The organism is Pseudomonas gregormendelii (genome assembly GCF_017114825.1).
GTDB classification, from domain to species: domain Bacteria; phylum Pseudomonadota; class Gammaproteobacteria; order Pseudomonadales; family Pseudomonadaceae; genus Aquipseudomonas; species Aquipseudomonas gregormendelii.
In genome coordinates, this window is the sequence record NZ_JADEVO010000002.1 from 145,840 (window position 1) to 162,405 (window position 16,566).

General features: G+C 59.4%; 13 protein-coding genes and 1 pseudogene. 5 read left to right on the top strand and 9 right to left on the bottom strand.

The genetic code is table 11. From position 1 onward, the window contains the following. Positions 1–123 precede the first annotated feature (123 nt). Positions 124–1,563 (top strand): cardiolipin synthase, encoded by a 1,440-nt coding sequence (gene cls / locus IMW75_RS02400; RefSeq protein ID WP_205891763.1) that lies wholly within the window; start codon positions 124–126, stop codon positions 1,561–1,563. Here cls and cfaB read toward each other — a convergent pair. Further along, a complete protein-coding gene (gene cfaB, locus IMW75_RS02405; RefSeq protein WP_045060852.1) occupies positions 1,560–2,747 on the bottom strand; it encodes a C17 cyclopropane fatty acid synthase CfaB in 1,188 nt (395 codons plus the stop codon). The genes cls and cfaB overlap by 4 nt on opposite strands. Positions 2,748–3,011: 264 nt before the next feature. Here cfaB and lpdA point away from each other — a divergent pair, with 264 nt between their 5' ends. Beyond that, on the top strand, positions 3,012–4,412 hold the full coding sequence (gene lpdA, locus IMW75_RS02410) for a dihydrolipoyl dehydrogenase (protein WP_205891764.1): 1,401 nt from the start codon (positions 3,012–3,014) through the stop codon (positions 4,410–4,412). 6 nt (positions 4,413–4,418) lie between these two features. Here the strand turns inward: lpdA and IMW75_RS02415 are convergent, their stop codons facing one another. Continuing rightward, positions 4,419–4,892 (bottom strand): Lrp/AsnC family transcriptional regulator, encoded by a 474-nt coding sequence (locus IMW75_RS02415; RefSeq protein WP_045060854.1) that lies wholly within the window; start codon positions 4,890–4,892, stop codon positions 4,419–4,421. A 63-nt stretch (positions 4,893–4,955) separates the two neighbouring features. Between IMW75_RS02415 and IMW75_RS02420 the strand changes: the two are divergent. Further along, positions 4,956–5,087: pseudogene (locus tag IMW75_RS02420) on the top strand (LysE family translocator); the annotation flags it as partial. Here the strand turns inward: IMW75_RS02420 and IMW75_RS02425 are convergent. The 7 genes from IMW75_RS02425 to IMW75_RS02455 are packed head-to-tail and all read right to left on the bottom strand — an operon-like array spanning position 5,088 to position 14,274. Further along, complete coding sequence (locus IMW75_RS02425; protein ID WP_205891765.1) at positions 5,088–7,262, bottom strand: hypothetical protein; 2,175 nt, start codon at positions 7,260–7,262, stop codon at positions 5,088–5,090. Beyond that, positions 7,249–8,445, bottom strand: a complete 1,197-nt coding sequence (locus IMW75_RS02430) for a DUF3142 domain-containing protein (protein WP_205891836.1) — start codon at positions 8,443–8,445, stop codon at positions 7,249–7,251. The genes IMW75_RS02425 and IMW75_RS02430 overlap by 14 nt, the downstream gene beginning before the upstream one ends. A gap of 53 nt (positions 8,446–8,498) precedes the next feature. Beyond that, entirely contained in the window at positions 8,499–9,335 is an 837-nt protein-coding gene (locus IMW75_RS02435; protein ID WP_205891766.1) for a class I SAM-dependent methyltransferase, read from the bottom strand. Next, complete coding sequence (locus IMW75_RS02440) at positions 9,329–10,486, bottom strand: acyltransferase family protein (protein ID WP_205891767.1); 1,158 nt, start codon at positions 10,484–10,486, stop codon at positions 9,329–9,331. Before IMW75_RS02440 ends, IMW75_RS02435 begins: the two co-directional genes overlap by 7 nt. Next, positions 10,479–11,366, bottom strand: coding sequence for a class I SAM-dependent methyltransferase (locus IMW75_RS02445; protein WP_205891768.1), 888 nt, complete (start codon positions 11,364–11,366; stop codon positions 10,479–10,481). Before IMW75_RS02445 ends, IMW75_RS02440 begins: the two co-directional genes overlap by 8 nt. Beyond that, complete coding sequence (locus IMW75_RS02450; protein WP_205891769.1) at positions 11,363–12,667, bottom strand: glycosyltransferase; 1,305 nt, start codon at positions 12,665–12,667, stop codon at positions 11,363–11,365. Before IMW75_RS02450 ends, IMW75_RS02445 begins: the two co-directional genes overlap by 4 nt. Further along, positions 12,661–14,274 carry a glycosyltransferase gene (locus IMW75_RS02455; RefSeq protein WP_237142227.1) on the bottom strand — a complete coding sequence of 538 codons (1,614 nt, stop codon included), beginning with the start codon at positions 14,272–14,274 and terminating at the stop codon, positions 12,661–12,663. Before IMW75_RS02455 ends, IMW75_RS02450 begins: the two co-directional genes overlap by 7 nt. A gap of 406 nt (positions 14,275–14,680) precedes the next feature. Between IMW75_RS02455 and IMW75_RS02460 the strand changes: the two genes are divergently transcribed. Together IMW75_RS02460 and gmd are read left to right on the top strand one after the other, a co-directional pair. Further along, positions 14,681–15,595: a GDP-mannose 4,6-dehydratase gene (locus IMW75_RS02460; RefSeq protein ID WP_205891770.1), complete on the top strand. Its 915-nt coding sequence runs from the start codon at positions 14,681–14,683 to the stop codon at positions 15,593–15,595. After that, complete coding sequence (gmd, locus tag IMW75_RS02465; protein ID WP_205891771.1) at positions 15,592–16,563, top strand: GDP-mannose 4,6-dehydratase; 972 nt, start codon at positions 15,592–15,594, stop codon at positions 16,561–16,563. Before IMW75_RS02460 ends, gmd begins: the two co-directional genes overlap by 4 nt. The last annotated feature ends 3 nt before the right edge of the window (positions 16,564–16,566 follow it).

Consider the following 16,566-nt stretch of genomic DNA (forward strand, 5'->3'; position numbering starts at 1 on the left):
TCCTGATCAGTAGTGGCCGTTAGACGTCAGCCACGGGCATCGGTTCATGGACCAATTAATTAGCGACATTCTGCACGGAACATGGTCTGTTAAGCATTGAATATTCAGGAGCAAGGTTGCCCCATGGATTACTTTGGACCGCACATTTTCGGCTACATGATTGCACTGCTCCATACGCTCGGCTCGATCGCGGCCATTCATGCAGTGCTCACCGTAAGGACGGCCCAAGGCTCGATCGCCTGGGCCCTGTCGTTGGTGTTGATCCCCTACTTCACGCTCATCCCCTACCTGGTGTTCGGCCGCAGTACGTTTGATGGATATATCAAGGCTCGCCGGCAGGCCAACGAGGAAATGCGCAAAGCGATCTCCGAGCTTAATTGGCGGCCCTGGGTAGAAGAGGCGCTCGCCGCGCGCGCATCCAGCGCCTACGCGTCCCTGCGAGCGATGCCTAAACTGGGACGAATGCCGTGCCTGGCGAACAATGAAGTGCGCCTGCTGATCAATGGGAAGGCCACCTTCGAAGCTATTTTCGCGGCTATAAGCTCCGCCAAAGAAGCGGTGCTGATCCAGTTTTTTATCATTCACGATGACCGCCTCGGCCAACGTCTGCAAAGCCTGCTGCTGCAAAAAGCCGCCGAAGGGGTGGCGGTTTATCTGTTGTATGACCGCATTGGCAGCCACTCCCTGCCCCACAGTTTTGTCCAGCCGTTGCGCGATGCTGGTGTTGAGGTCAAGGCGTTCGCCACTCGCAGCGGTTGGCTAAATCGCTTTCAGGTGAACTTCCGCAACCATCGAAAAATTGTGGTGGTCGATGGTGTGCTGGGCTTTGTCGGTGGCCACAATGTCGGCGACGAGTACATGGGCGAGAAACCACCGCTGGCACCCTGGCGTGATACCCACGTTGAAGTACGCGGCCCAGTCGTTGCCTGCATGCAGGAATCGTTTGCCGAAGATTGGTTCTGGGCGGCGCGCTCGCTGCCCCCGCTGATACTGCCTGACGTCTATCCGGATGACGGAGTGCTGTGCCAGTTGCTCGCCAGCGGCCCGGCAGATGCCTATGAAACCTGCTCACTGTTCTTCGTCGAGGCGATCCACGCAGCCACGCAGCGGGTCTGGATCACCAGCCCTTATTTCATTCCTGACGAAGCTGTTTTCGCCGCCCTGCGTCTGGCTGTGTTGCGCGGAGTGGACGTGCGCCTGCTGTTGCCATCGCGCCCGGACCACCGCATCGTCTATGCCGCGTCCAGCCTCTACGCTTTCGAAGCGGTCCGGGCCGGTGTTCGGGTGTTCCGCTACGAGCCTGGTTTTCTGCACCAGAAGGTGGTGCTGATAGATAGCGAGATCAGCGCGATCGGCAGCGCGAACCTCGACAACCGTTCGTTCCGGTTGAATTTCGAAGTGATGCTGCTGACAGTCGACAGTGCTTTCGCCGGCGAGGTGGAGCAGATGCTGAACGCCGATTTCGCCCTGGCCCATGAAATAGCCAAGGAGGAAAGCCGGGAGACCCATCGCCTGCAACAGATCGGCATGCGGATAGCCCGGCTGATTTCGCCAATTCTTTAAGGCGTATAGATGTCGTCGCGGGTCCATGGCAGTTCATGGCTGCCATCAGGATGGGCTTTGACGGCAAGTATCTGGTGCAGGTTGATCCAGCCCCTGGCAAATGCGTAGGCACAGCCGGCCAGATACAGCCGCCAGATCCGCAAAGCCTGCTCCGGCACCTGCTTCGCGGCAGCCTCCAGATTGTCTTCCAGGCGCTCGCTCCAGTGGTCCAGCGTGCGCGCATAGTGCAGGCGCAAGCTCTCGACGTCGACGATCTCAAGGCCCACTTCACTGATCTCGGCCGAGATCATGGACAAGTGCGGCAACTCGCCATTGGGAAACACGTACTTGCCGATGAAGTCACCCGCCCCGCGTCCAACCGGACGCCCATCGGTATGTTTAGCGGTAATGCCATGGTTCATCACCAGGCCGCCCTCTTTTACCGCGCCAAAAAGCGTCTTGCAGTACTCCGGGAGATTAGCGTGCCCGACGTGTTCGAACATGCCGACACTGACCACCTTATCGAAGCGACCATCCTGAGGCAGGTCGCGGTAGTCGAGCAGTTGCAGTTCTACCAGGTCGTCCAGCCCCTCGGCGGTGACTCGCTCCCTGGCCAGCGCCAGTTGTTCCTTGCTGAGCGTGATTCCGAAAACTTTCGCGCCGAATTCCCGCGCGGCATACCGCGCAAGCCCACCCCAGCCGCAACCCACGTCGAGTAAATAGTCACCGGGTTGCAGTCGCAGCTTGCGGCAAAGGTGACGAAATTTTGCTTGTTGTGCCTGCTCCAGGGATTCGCTGCCGGTCTCGAAATAGGCGCAGGAGTACGCCATGTCACTGTCTAGCCAGAGCTGGTAGAAGGCGTTGGAAAGATCGTAGTGATAGGAAATGGCCTTGGCGTCGGTTTCCTTGTCATGCACGGTGCGCACAAATTGACCGGCGTCGTCCTCATCCATCAAGGCCTGGCTCCATTGATCGCAGACGCGAATGACGTCGGTGATTGAACCTTCCAGCTCAAGTTTGCCTTCGACGTACGCTGCTCCCAACGCATCCAGACTCGGATGGGTGAACTGGGAAACCATCTGTGGGTCCTTGACCACAATAGTGACACTAGGCGCCGGCCCCAGATTGAATTCATGGCCATCCCAAAGTCTCAAGCGAAGCGGCAACTGCAGATTCTGTAAGGCCGGTGGAATACGCGCGAGCATGGAGAATCCCCCTTGTTTCAGACGTCTGATGAGAGGTTAGACCATCCTGGAAAAATAGCTGGCTATCGATTTAACGGGCTTTCCAGGGATCTTCCGGTCAAAAAAACACCAGAACCTGCACCCTCCTCCCAGATGACTCCCGGAAACTGCTGGAGTTCTGAAAATTATGATTGCCCTGCCGAGGGCGCATGAGACATATTATGTCCATAATATTAACCCCGGACTACTTTTAACTTCCGATGATCTTCCATCCAGGAGAACAGCATGAGCACCTACGACATCGTGATACTGGGCGGCGGCCCTGGCGGCTACAACGCAGCAATCCGGGCCGGCCAATTGGGCCTGAAGGCCGCCTGCGTCGAAGGTCGCACCACGCTGGGAGGCACCTGCCTGAACGTTGGCTGCATGCCGTCCAAAGCGTTGTTGCATGCCTCGGAGCTCTACGAAGCGGCCATCGGGGGGGAATTTGCCAACCTGGGCATCGAGGTCAAACCGGTGCTGAACCTGGCGCAGATGATGAAGCAGAAAGACGAAAGCGTTAGCGGCCTGACCAAAGGCATCGAGTTCCTGTTTCGCAAGAACAAGGTCGACTGGATCAAGGGTTGGGGCCACATCGATGGCCCGGGCAAAGTCACGGTAACCGACAGTGAAGGCGGCAAGACCGAGCTCGGCGCCAAGGACATCATCATCGCCACCGGCAGCGAACCCACGCCCCTTCCCGGAGTCAGCATCGACAATCAACGAATCCTCGACTCCACTGGCGCGCTGTCACTGGCTGAAGTGCCCAAGCATCTGGTGGTGATCGGCGCTGGGGTAATAGGTCTGGAGTTGGGTTCGGTATGGCGGCGCTTGGGAGCGCAGGTCACCGTAGTGGAATTTCTCGACCGCATCTGTCCAGGCGTTGATGCAGAGGCAGGTAAAACACTGCAGCGTTCGTTGAGCAAACAGGGGATCAGCTTCAAGTTGAGCTCTAAAGTCACCAGCGCCACCTCGTCCGCAACCGGAGTGCAGCTAAGCGTTGAGCCCGCTGCGGGAGGTACCGCCGAGCTGCTGGAGGCCGACTACGTCTTGGTGTCCATCGGCCGCCGGCCTTACACCGAGGGCCTGGGGCTGGAGAACGTGGGCCTGACGACGGACAAGCGCGGGATGCTCGCCAACAAAAGGCATCGCACCGAAGCCGCTGGAGTCTGGGTGATTGGCGACGTGACTTCCGGGCCGATGCTGGCGCATAAAGCCGAAGACGAAGCCATGGCCTGCGTGGAACAAATCGCCGGTAAAGCGGGCGAGGTCAATTACGACCTGATCCCCAACGTGATCTACACCCGACCGGAACTGGCCAGCGTCGGCAAGACCGAAGAGCAGCTCAAGGCTGAAGGTCGGGGGTATAAGGTCGGGAAGTTTCCCTTTACCGCCAACAGTCGCGCGAAGATCAACCATGAAACCGAGGGTTTCGCCAAAGTGCTGGCTGATGAGCGCACCGACGAAATTCTGGGCGTGCACCTTGTGGGCCCCAGTGTCAGCGAGATGATCGGCGAATATTGCGTGGCAATGGAGTTCAGCGCTTCAGCCGAAGACATTGCACTGACCTGCCATCCCCACCCTACCCGCTCCGAGGCTCTGCGTCAGGCGGCGATGAATGTGGAGGGGATGGCAACGCAGATGTAGCCCATGCTAGAGCGGCAGGTGCTCCAGGGGCAACGCGCCTGGAGCCTTTACGGTGTTGATGGCAAAGTTGCTGCGAATGTCACTCACGCCGGGCAGTTTCAACAGCTGGCCCGTGAGGAAACGGTCGTAGCCGCGCAAGTCCGGCACTACCACCTGCAGCAGAAAATCCGATTCGCCCGATACCAGGAATGCCGAAATCACCTCCGGCAATGCGGTTACAGCCAGGCGAAACGCCTCGGCCTGTTCGTCGTTATGGCGTTCCACCTTGACCCCGACAAACACCGTCAGCCCCAAGCCTACCTCGTCACGGTCCAGATTGGCCTGATAACCCCTGATCACTCCGGCCTCTTCCAGCATCCGTACCCGACGCAAGCACGGCGAGGCGGATAATCCGATCTCGTCGGCCAGTTGCACGTTGCTCAGGCGACCATCCCGTTGCAGGGCGGCAAGGATCTTGCGGTCGTAGGCGTCGAGCTTCATAGGTTGGCAGATTCCAATGGTGGATAGGCAATAAACCAGTAGATTGTGCCACACACATGTTTCTACGCAGTGACCGGCGCCGCACTGGGCCGTTGGCTGCAACACAGCCCTTCGGCCCAGCGCTTGCAGCAATGGCTGTTCGGCAGCCTGCTGATCGGTTTTGCGATACGTTTAACGTTCGTCCAGCAGGCTTGATCAGGCTTGCTTGCGCCGCTTGTGCCGGTTGATCAGCAGCAGCGCAAAGGCGGTAAATGCCACCACCGCGCCCAGTTGCAGCCACGCTTTATACGGCCGCAAGACGTTACGGACCGGGCTGATGGCCTGCGTCACGTAACGTCGGTCGGCCTTCCCAAAATCCGGGGACGGGCAGCGCTCACCGAAGTGAACAGCCCAATCGACATACGGCCCTTCGTTCACGTACCGCCGATAAAATACCTGTTTCTGCTCTGGATCCGCGTTCCAGCCAGTTGCCGCACACAAAACAGCGGCAAATGCCTGGCTGGTATGCGGCAAGTTATCGGCGGCCCGAGTGGCAAGGTCGTTGGCGAGATAGCGGTAGTGATAACGCAGGTCTGGCTGTGCAGCGCTGGCTTGCTGACGGCTGAACTCTTCCTGCGCCAACAGTGGCCCCACTTTCAATTCGGTGCTTTGAAGGCTGTAGTTGCCTTCGAAAGTCGCGTAGTCGGGGGACATCTCATAGCCCAGTAACTCCATGCCGAAGTGACGGCTCAAGTCGGCCGCATGGAAGTACGCAAATGCCCTTTTGGTCGGCCACCATTTTGATTCTGCATCGTGGCGCAGCTCGCCGTACCACTTCGCCAGGCCGAACAACCGGGGGTTATCGAAGTAAACCGGCGCTTCGTTGTAGCGTCCTTCGCGCAGCAACCGGCGGCCGAGCAGGTTGCGTAGTTTGGCCGCGACCGTTAGCGGGGCTGCAACCTGGTCGCCACCTTCTGCTTCTTTTTTGGCCGCATAGGCCTCAACATCCTGCTGGCTAAAGGGCGTTGGCACCTGCACGTTGGTATCGACGTAATGCTTGAGCTCATCGACAGTCAGCACGCGCTCGGCCACGGTCGCCGCGTCCAACCAGTAGATGTCCTGGCTGCGGTAGAGTTGATCAAACGCTTGCAGGTAATCCCCACGCTGCAGCGCCAGAATTGCACTCTCACCCTCGACCCGACATTTGGGCTGCAGCGACTCGTAATCAAAATCCGGGGTCCTGCGCTCACCCCATGATTCGTTCTGCGGGAAGGCCTGAGCAGCTTTGGCATAGGCTGCGGTTGCCGCGACTTTGTCGCCATCGCGCAGCGCCAGCTTCGCCCGTAGCCACCAAGCCAGGCCGCCGTCCCCGGCGTGCTCAAGAAAGGCTTTCGCGCTGGCGTAATCACCTTGTTGATAATTGACCGCCGCCAGCCGATCGGCGTTTTCCAGGGTCCCGCGCGTGCTGTTTTGAAGCAGCTTGATCAGCTTTAGTTCGTTCGGCGGTTGTTCCCCGAATGACCAGCCCAGTCGGCTGATCAAGGAAGCCGTCACCAGTTGCTGCACTGGCTTTCCCTGGAGCAATTGCGCCAAAGACGCTTCGGGCATCGCGGCCAATTCAGCCACCAGTTGCTTCAAGGAGCTGTAGCCCACTGGCGATCCGTGCCGGTTCTGCGTGGCATACAGCTCGATGGCGCGGTTCCAGTCACCTGCTGTGCGAACCACACGGGCTTCTTCGCCGAGGCTGGCGACTCCCAACTCCAAGGGGTCACTGAAGCCGTCAATGCTCAGTTGACGGGTCTGCTCGAAAGCAAGCCGGGACTGGGCCAACAGGCTTGGCACTGCATCCACTTGCGAGTTCATCGCGAACAATGCCCGTCCCAGGGAATAGGCGGCCCAGGTGCTGCGTAGCGGGCGCTGATCTGCCGGCAGTGCCAACACTTTGTGAAAGTACTCGACAGCCAGCGCGTAGTCAGCTGCATTGAAGGCCGCCGCGCCCGCTAGGTAGAACATGAGTTCGGGCGGCAGTGCTTTGCCGTCGACTTCAACTTGACGCGCGTCGGCCACGCTGCGCAGTTGCTTCACCAGAGCCTGTTGTTCCACAGACAAACCGACCTGCTCTGCCAGATCCCGCGAGCTGGGTTGGCCTGCTTCTTCGCCGTAACTGTAATCTTGACTGCCAGTAGCGGGCGCGATGTTCTTCAGCCCGGCAATCGAGCCTCCAAGGCGACTGACCTCGAAGTTGAAGTTGCCCTCCGGCAGCTCCGACAGGGTCTGCCCCCGGTTGTCCAACAGCCGCATGGGGAAGTCCGGGCCACAGGCCAGCACTGACCCCAGGGGCAGGCTGAGGGTCAGGCATAGCAGATGATGTGGCCACTTACGGATCAACATGTGACGCTCCTTGATCAATTTTTGCGCAGCGTGCCCAACCAATGGCGCGCTGCCCCTGTGCCGCTACTCGGCCCTCTCGTAGACGGCTGAAGGTCAGGCTGTTTGAAGTCTGCTGCATTGAATAACCGGCCAGCGCATCCGCACCTTCACAAGCGCTAGCCGCCAGCGTCACCCGTTCGGGCCATGGGCTGTCGAGATTGCCTGAGTTGATGATGCTGATTTCGAACAAGCCTTGATGCTCTGAAAGTTGCAACGTCACCTGGCTTCGGAGCGCCTCACCGCGTGCTACAGCGCGCAGCATGGTCAGGCTCCAGGCCCGGCGATCATTCGCCAGCGGTAATCTGAACCAGATTAGACCTGCGAGGTGCTCCGGGGGATTATCCCGCAGTTCCAGGCCAAGCTTGCGAAGTTGCTGGGGATCGGCCATTAACTCCTTGCGGTCACCGTCGCGCTCAAGGGGTACTTCGCTTTCTACGATCGGCCCGCCACTGCTCGCCGGCAACAACGCCACGCCATATGCAGGCAGTGCCAGGTAAAACGGTTTCGAGGTTTTGCGTGACCAAGCCGCGGTCCATTTTTTTGTTTGTTCCACGTGGAACAAACCTGTTCTTGGATCGCTGACTGCGTGCACTTGCAACACGCTGCTATCGACGGAGGATAAAAGTGCCGGCAACTCCGGGCTGTTCAGCCAAGCGGGTAATGCAGTGATACTCAGCGCCATGGAGGCCGGTAGAACCTGGCGCAATTCGCTCCGCAGATTTCGATAGGCCGGCAGTCGAGCAACACCGGCATCGTGGTCGATTTCCACCCCGGCCAATGTCAACCCCTGCCCTTGCCAATCAGTGATCAAGTGTTGGACCTGCGCAATGACTTCATGCGAATCAAGAGACTTCAACTGACCATCAAGCCGGATTACCGCGATCAGCGGGCGACCATCTTGTCGTAACAGATGGGCGTCAACTTGCGCCCGACTCCAGCCGGCTTGAGGAAATGACTGTAGAGCGAGTACACGCAGCGTAGAGAAATCAGCCCGGCTGTCACGCAAGGCGTGTTGATGAGCAGGCAGCCACTGGCGTTGCCAGATGTAGAGTTGCTGATCGAGCGCAGGCGCCTCGGGTTGCCCGCAGCCGGCGAGCATCAGCAGCGGGAAGAGCAGTGCCCACCGTCGGATTGAAAACCCCATGAACATCTATCCCATCCAACACAGGGTTGCAGGGTACACAGAATCCGGTGGGATCAGGGCTTACGCGCAATGATCACCTGACTCTTGGCCACTACCGCATCCAGGGCCTGTTTGATCTGTGCGCCCCGAGGCGAAGCGAGAATTGCCTGCCAGGTATTGGCCCAGTGATTGAGTAAAGGATGGTCCGCATTGCTGAAGTCCACTTTGGCTTCCCAGAACAGAAGCATCCACATCGACCAGTAAAAACCGTATTGGCTATGACTGATCACTTCCAGCCCCGCGTCGCTGACCATTGCCTTGAATTGTTCTTCGCTGATGATGCGAATGTGATTGGGCTTCTGAAAGTACTCGGGCGCGGCGATGTCTTTTTGCAGGTCTTCGGAACTTGGATGCGGCACGCTGAGCAGATATAGCGCTCCCGGTTTGCCGACCCGTACCAGTTCGGCAAGAAACTGCGCAGGGTCATCGACGTGCTCGATTACTTCAGTGGAGACCACTCGAGTCGCGGTTTCGTCAGCAATGGGCAACGGGTTGCAATCGGTGACGTGGCACTCAATGCTCCGAGCCGGTGTATCTGCCAGGCGTTGCCGGGTCGCCTCGACCTTGGCCGCTTCGATATCGGCGATGATGATATTCGCCCCGCGCATTGCGCAGAAATGCACGTTACCGCCGTCACCGCAGCCAACATCCAGCAAGGTGTCTTGCGCGGTGACCGGGAAGCCGGTGAACAGCTCGCCGGTTTGCTGGTTGAACCAGCCACTGAGCATCGCGTCATGCAGGCCGAGCATGTACGGATCGACCTTGTCGGGTGCTGCGGCCACCGGTGTCGGCTCCGGCATCGGTTGCGCGGGAGGCGTGCCCGCCGCGAGTTTCTTCAACAGTCTCAGCATGAGGTTGCTCCAGAGGATGGGACGACGTTTGGGGGCAAGCTCAGGCGCTGCACCAGCGATACGCCACGACGGCGCATGGGCATTTCGACAAAGCGATAGTTGAGTTCACTTAAAACCGCGATCAACCCGAAGGCGATCAACAATGTAGGGATCGGGTGCCCGCCAGGGTTCGGCAAGTTGGCTGCCTGCAAACGAAAGATGCCTTCGCGCACCAGCAGATAAGCCGGGATGTGGATGAGGTAAATCCCGTAGGAACGGCTGCCCACCCAGGTCATCAGGCTTTTGAACAGACAGCCGGGCATCAGGTAGTCACGATTGTAGGAAGCGATCCAGACCAGCAACGCACACAGCAGTGCAATCACGCCAATACGGTAATGAGTGAACGTGAAGCGATCAGTGGCGATGAAACCCAGCAACAGCGACACCGCGAGCAATGCAGCCAGACCAGCCCAGGGACGGCGCAGGAATGTCGGTTCCCAGCGTCGGTAGGAAGGCTGCGCGCTCCAGATGGCCAGCAGCACGCCGAGGGCCAGCGCATCGGTTCTGATCACCATCAATATCGGCGTGCGCAAAGTGAACAGTTGCACCGCCACCAACAGGACTAGCGCCCAGACCAGGTATTTGCGACAGAGCAAAATCAGCAAGGGGAACAGCAGGTAGAACTGCTCCTCCAACGACAGACTCCAGTACACGAAACTGGTGCCATATTCGTAATTGTAAAAGCTGTCGGCGAAGCGAAAGTTGGCGTACTGGGCAATGCCCGCCAGGGTTGCCTGCAGATTCGCCTGCAGGGTGCCGAACGCGCCGGAGCGGTTGAGAAACAGGCACGCCAGCAACATCAGCGCCAGCCATAACCAGGCTGACGGCAACAAACGAAAGGCCCGCCGCAGCCAGAAGTTGCGGGTTTCCTGCCAGTATTCCTGCCGCGTGCTGCAACCTTGCAGCGCCGGGATCAGGCTGCGCGCGATGACGAAGCCGGAGATGGCGAAGAACAAATCAACGCCCCACCACGGCTGCGTGTACAGGGTGATGCGTTGCAGCAGCGGAACACTCGCCGCGAACAGGCTGTCCTGCAAGTGGTGAAACAAAACGCCCAGGACCGCAATGCCGCGAAGCAACTCGATATCCATGATGCGCTTGCTGCTACTCATGGTGTCCTCCTGGACGTGCCCCGGTATCCATCGGTTTGCGGGCAATGATGACCTGGCTCTTGGGCATGAACCGGTCAAGCATCTGCTTGATCGCCAGGCCGTCGGGGTGCGACAGCAAGTCCTGCCAGGTTTTCGCCCAGCTCTCCATCAACGGCGGATACGGCGCCTGGATACGGTCGCGAACCGCGCCACCCACGTCACGTCCGGCAGCCCTCTCGCTCGCCCAGAAAAAGATCATGCCCATCACCCAGAAAAACCCGCTGGCCTGACGATGCTCGATGACCAGGCCCGCCTCCTCCACCATGGTGGCGAACCGTTCGGGGGTGAAAATCTGCACATGATTGGGTGTCTGGAAATAACTGGCGGGAGCGATGCCCTTTTGCAAATGCTCGCCCACCGGTGCTGGAACGCTCAGCAGATACAGCGCCCCGGGACGCCCCATGCGCACCAGTTCAGCCATGAAGGGTTCAGGTTGGTCGATGTGTTCGAGCACTTCCATGCATACGATTTTGCTCGCGCAACCGTCGGCCAGCGGCAGCGGCAAGCTGTTGCTCACCAGTCCCAGACTGGCCTGGTTCGATTGCGCGGCCACTTGGCGGGCCAGGTCACGCACCTTGTCGTGCTCGCTGTCGGTGAAGATCACCGAGGCGCCCTGTCGAACCGCGAACAAGGTCGCCACGCCTTCGCCGCATCCGACATCCAGCAGCGTGTCGTCGGCGTTAATGGCAAAACCCTTGAGCAACTCGCCGGTTTCGCCGAGGAACCAGCCATCGAGTACTGCATCGTGCAAGCCGACGTCTCTGGGCGATACCGGGCTTAGGGGCACGGTCAAAGGCGCCGACGGTGCCGGCCACAGCTTTGCCAACAGACGGCGAATCATGCGCTGGACGCTTGCAAGGTCAGTGCTTTGCGCCGCTCCAGCAGCTGTTCGAAAAACGCCTGCAGGCGCTGTTCGGTGCTGGCCTGACTACAGAAACCCTGAAGTCGGCTGACAGCATGGGCCGACATCCTTTCATACCGCCCGACATCGTTTTTGGCGACGTCGTAGCTGGCCCGGTAGGCGGCGCACAGCGAGTCCCAATCAGTGGTGTAACGCAGGGTACGAAATGCCGCCCGGGGATCGTGCGGCCAGGCGGTCAGTTCTTCTGTCGAGTCGACGATGAACGCGTTGTCACTGTCCACGTAGTCGGCCATCGCTGTGTTCAGCGGCGCAATCGCCGGCTTGCCGCACGACATGAATTCCATCAACGGCAGGCACTGGCCTTCGCCGTAGGAGCAATTGACGACGTAACTGGTGGCCTCTACCAGGCGCTCGTAGTCAAGGTCTGCGAGGTAGCCATGGATCAGCACGATGCGGCACTGATAGGTCTGATTCTTGTAGACGTGGTGCAGCATGTCGTTGAGTGCATCGGCGATGTCATGGTGAGTGAGCTTGAGCACCAGGGTCGCATCGGCCGACTCGCGGAAGGTGCTGCAGAACGCACTGATCATGTCCTTCCAGTTCTTGCGCCCGTCGTAGGGGTTGAAGACCGAGGTGTAGACCACGCCATCAAGCAGCAACTCGCAATCGCGCACCGGGCCATCGAACTCGATCGGAGTGCCTTCGCGCAAGCGCTCCGGTCCGTAGGGGCGCAAATCTGCGGTACGACTGTCGATCATCAGGCCGCGCAGATTCAGGCGAATCGCTTCAGCGACCGGGCGCTTGAGCAAGTGCTCGCCGCGCGCGGCAAAGCGATCCCAGACTGGCGCCGGGATCGCGCTGATCGGATACTCGGGCCCCATTACATCGCGAACGGTTTTTACGGTGAAACTGGAATGAGTGATCGCCATGCCGCTGGCCGCCAGTACCACCCGCCAGTCATGCCGCGGTTCCCCATGCCAGCTTTCAGTGGGGATGGTGCTGAACTCCCAGGCGAACACTGCAATGGTCGGGCAGGCATAGCTGATGGGTGTGCGGTGCGGCGGTGAGAAGGACAGGAACACACAGTCCTCTCCCCTGCTCTGGCAATCGAAATACAGGCGGTCGACCAACTCGTCAGGGTCGCTGACCTCGATCACCTGGCCCAGGCGTTCCAGAACCGGACGAAACTCCTTGAGCACGAAGTAGTAGCTGTACTCGGGCCGGCCCAGATTCTGCTGGATGTTGCTCTTGTTGGTTTCCGAATGAATGATGATCAGCATGCTGCAGTCCCTGTCCTGGCGGCCGCTGGCGCAGCGGCGATGACCGGGGCCTGCCCAAAGAACTGCGCCAGGCGCTGCTGCACTGGCATAAAACTGCAGTAGTCGCGCATCCGCTCGCTGGCGGCGTCGGCCATGGCATGCCAGGCCTGGGGCTGGTCTTTGGCCATGGCGTAACTCTGTGCATAAGCGGTTTTCAACGAGCCCCAATCCGGACGATGGCGCAGGGTCCGGTAGAGGATGCGCGCGTCTTCCGGCCAGATCGTCGGCTCGCGACTGGACTTCACGACAAAGGCCACGCGTTCGTCGATGTAATCGCGCATTGCGGTGTGGTCCGGGGCGATAACGGGCCGTGCACACGACATGAATTCCATCAGCGGCAAGCACAGGCCTTCGCAGCGTGATGCGTTGACGTAAAAACTCGCGGCGCCGTACAACTGCGCAAATTCTTCATCCTGCAGATAACCGTGCATGACCACCACCCGACAGGCGAACGGTGACAGTTGCGAGAGCAAGGTCATGAGTTCGACGTAATAGGTGGAGAGGTCATTCTGAGTCATCTTCAGCACGAGCGTGGCGTCTGGTGCATCGCGCATTGCCCAGCAAAACGCGGTGATCAGATGGTGCCAGTTCTTGCGCCCGTCGTCGGGATTGAACACGCTGACATACACCACGCCACTGACATCGATGGAGACTGTCGTGGTGGTATCGGGCAAAGCGGATGGCGCCGGTTCGACTAGCTCGACCGGCTCGGCAACCTCGGGAGCAACTGGCAGTGGTTGCATTGGCAGTGCCGGCTTGCGAAGCCTGGTTAACAAGGGGCGAACGGCGTCCGGCACCAGATCGCGAGCGGCTTCGCGATACCACAGCAGCAGGTTGTGCTTGAGTGCCCGGTAGACTTCGCGCACGTAATGCCGGGTAATGAATGCACGGCGGCGGATGGTCAATGGTGGCGGTGGCGGCTCCGGTACTACTTCCGGCTCAGGCTCGATCTGCGCCACTGACTCTTCAATCGGCGGTCCAAGCAGGCCATCGGCGGACAAGCCCATCACATGGCTGTCGAGGATGCAGCCTTTGATCTGCAGCGTGGCGCCCGGATTTACCGGGGTGCCCGGATAGTGCTGGCGCACCTCGGCAAAGCGTTCCCACAAAGGCGTCGGCAGTACGAGCACAGGGAAATCGGCACCCAGGGTTCGGCGGATCGCTTCGGCTGTATGGGTGGACAAGGTGATCACCCGGCCCAGGCGCGCCAGTGTCTGGCTCCAGTCCTGGCGTGGATCGTTGTCCCAATGCTCGGCAGGAATGGTGTCGAATTCCCAGGCAACCACACACACCATTGGGCATTGAATATCGGTCGGGGTCTTGTGCGGCGGTGCAAACGAAATGAACAGGCTATCCTGCCCCGCTTGCTGCAACTGCCGATAGAGCGGATCCACTTCGGCGCTAGAGGCTACGACATGAACCTGCCCAAGGCTTTCGAACAAGGGTCGATACGCCTTGAGCACAAAATAGTAACTGTACTCGGGACGGCCGAGACTCTGGCTGATGGAGCTGTCGTTGACGTCGGAGTAGAGAATGAAATTCATGGCATCCCATGGTGAAATCGCCATCCCGGCAACCTCACTCTGTGACGGAGAAGCCACGGATCGGGGCAGCATTTGCTAGCCCTCGTCCATCGTCTTCGTGCCCGTCTTCGTTCTTGTTTTAATGGTCAGTTTCTCGCAGTTTCACAACGACGCTGCCGAACCTTGGGTAATCGTGACGAGGGCCATTCTAAACACATCCGTTGAGGATTCGTGAACCGCCCGACGAGAATAAATCGGGCTACGCGGACCAGAACTGATCAGTCACGGTTGGACCTGTTGAAATTACCGCGCAATTGGCACAGATTGGCAGCCAAACAATTACAACAAATCGTTTCGCCAGTCTTTCGACCCAGTAATCCACCGGGTCTGCCAGACATCTCCGACCAAACTGTGGGGAATGGACGAAAATGTATGACCAAGGGGCTGCTGTTTGAAAAAGCGTCTGTTCGTTACGGGTCTCAGCGGTTTCGTAGGACAACACATCCAATCCCGCCTGCTGGCTGATGCCGCGCAGTGGGAGCTACTGAACGTCCCTGGCCGCTATGATCTCGCAGACCCGCAGAGCCTTGAAGGCCTGTGGCCGGAACTGCCGGATGCGGTCATCCACCTGGCCGGCCAGACCTTCGTACCCGAAGCGTTCCGTGATCCGGCACGCACACTGAACATCAACCTGCTCGGTACGCTGAACCTGCTGCAAGCCCTCAAGGCTCGCGGCTTCACCGGCACGTTCCTGTACGTCAGCTCCGGCGATGTCTACGGCCAGGTCAGCGAAGACCATTTGCCCATCACCGAACTGCAACCGCCCTGCCCTCGCAATCCGTATGCCGTGAGCAAACTCTCCGCGGAGTTCCTGAGTGTGCAATGGGGTTTGAGCGAAGGCTGGCCGGTACTGGTCGCCCGCCCGTTCAACCACATCGGCACTGGCCAGAAAGAAAGTTTTGTCATCGCCAGCGCCGCCCGCCAGATCAATCGCATCAAACAAGGCCTGCAAGCGCCGCAACTGGAAGTCGGTGATATCGACGTCACACGCGACTTCCTCGACGTGAGCGACGTGATCTCGGCTTACCTGGCGTTGCTGGAAAAAGGCACACCCGGCCAGGTCTACAACGTGTGCTCGGGGCGCGAGCAAAGCATTCGCAGCCTGATCGAACAGCTGGGTGACCTCGCGCAAGTCGACCTGCAACTGGTTCAAGACCCTGCCCGACTGCGCCGCGCGGATCAGCGCCGGGTATGCGGCAGTCATGCCAGGCTCGCCCAGACCACCGGTTGGGCGCCGCAAATCACTACACAACAAACCCTGCGGGCGATCCTGTCCGACTGGGAGATACGGGTAAGACAAGAATGACAAAAAGTGCACTGATCACAGGGATCACCGGACAGGACGGCGCTTATCTGGCCAAACTGTTGCTCGACAAGGGCTATAGAGTCCACGGCCTGGTTGCGCGGCGCAGCAGCGACGCACGCTGGCGACTGCGCGAAATGGGGGTCGAGGCCGACATCGTTTACCTGGACGGCGACATGGCCGATGCCTGTTCCATCCAGCGCGCAGTGATCAAATCGGCGCCGGACGAGGTCTACAACCTGGCCGCACAGAGTTTTGTTGCAGCCTCCTGGTCGCAACCGGTAACCACCGGCATCGTCGACGGGTTGGGCGTCACGCACCTGCTTGAAGCGATCCACCAGTTCAGCCCGCATACCCGTTTCTACCAAGCATCCACCAGCGAAATGTTTGGCCTGATCCAGGCGGAGCAGCAGGACGAAAATACGCCGTTTTACCCGCGCAGCCCTTACGGCGTGGCCAAGCTCTATGGCCACTGGATCACCGTGAACTATCGCGAGAGCTACAACCTGCACGCCAGCAGCGGCATCCTGTTCAACCACGAATCACCGCTGCGCGGCATCGAATTCGTGACGCGCAAGGTCACCGACGCAGCCGCTCGCATCAAGCAGGGCAAACAGCAGGAACTACGCCTGGGCAACATCGATGCCAAGCGCGACTGGGGTTTTGCCGGCGACTACGTCGAAGCCATGTGGCTGATGTTGCAACAGGACAAACCCGATGACTTCGTGGTCGCCACGGGGGTAACCACCACGGTGCGCGAAATGTGCCGGATCGCCTTCGAGCACGTCGACCTGAACTACCGTGACTTCGTGAAGATCGACCCGGCGTTCTTCCGCCCGGCCGAAGTTGAGGTGCTGCTCGGCAACCCGGCGAAGGCTCAGCGAGTGCTGGGCTGGAAACCAAAAACCGACCTGGATAACTTGATCCGCATGATGATGGATGCGGACATGAAACGCGTCGCCAAGGAGTAGGCC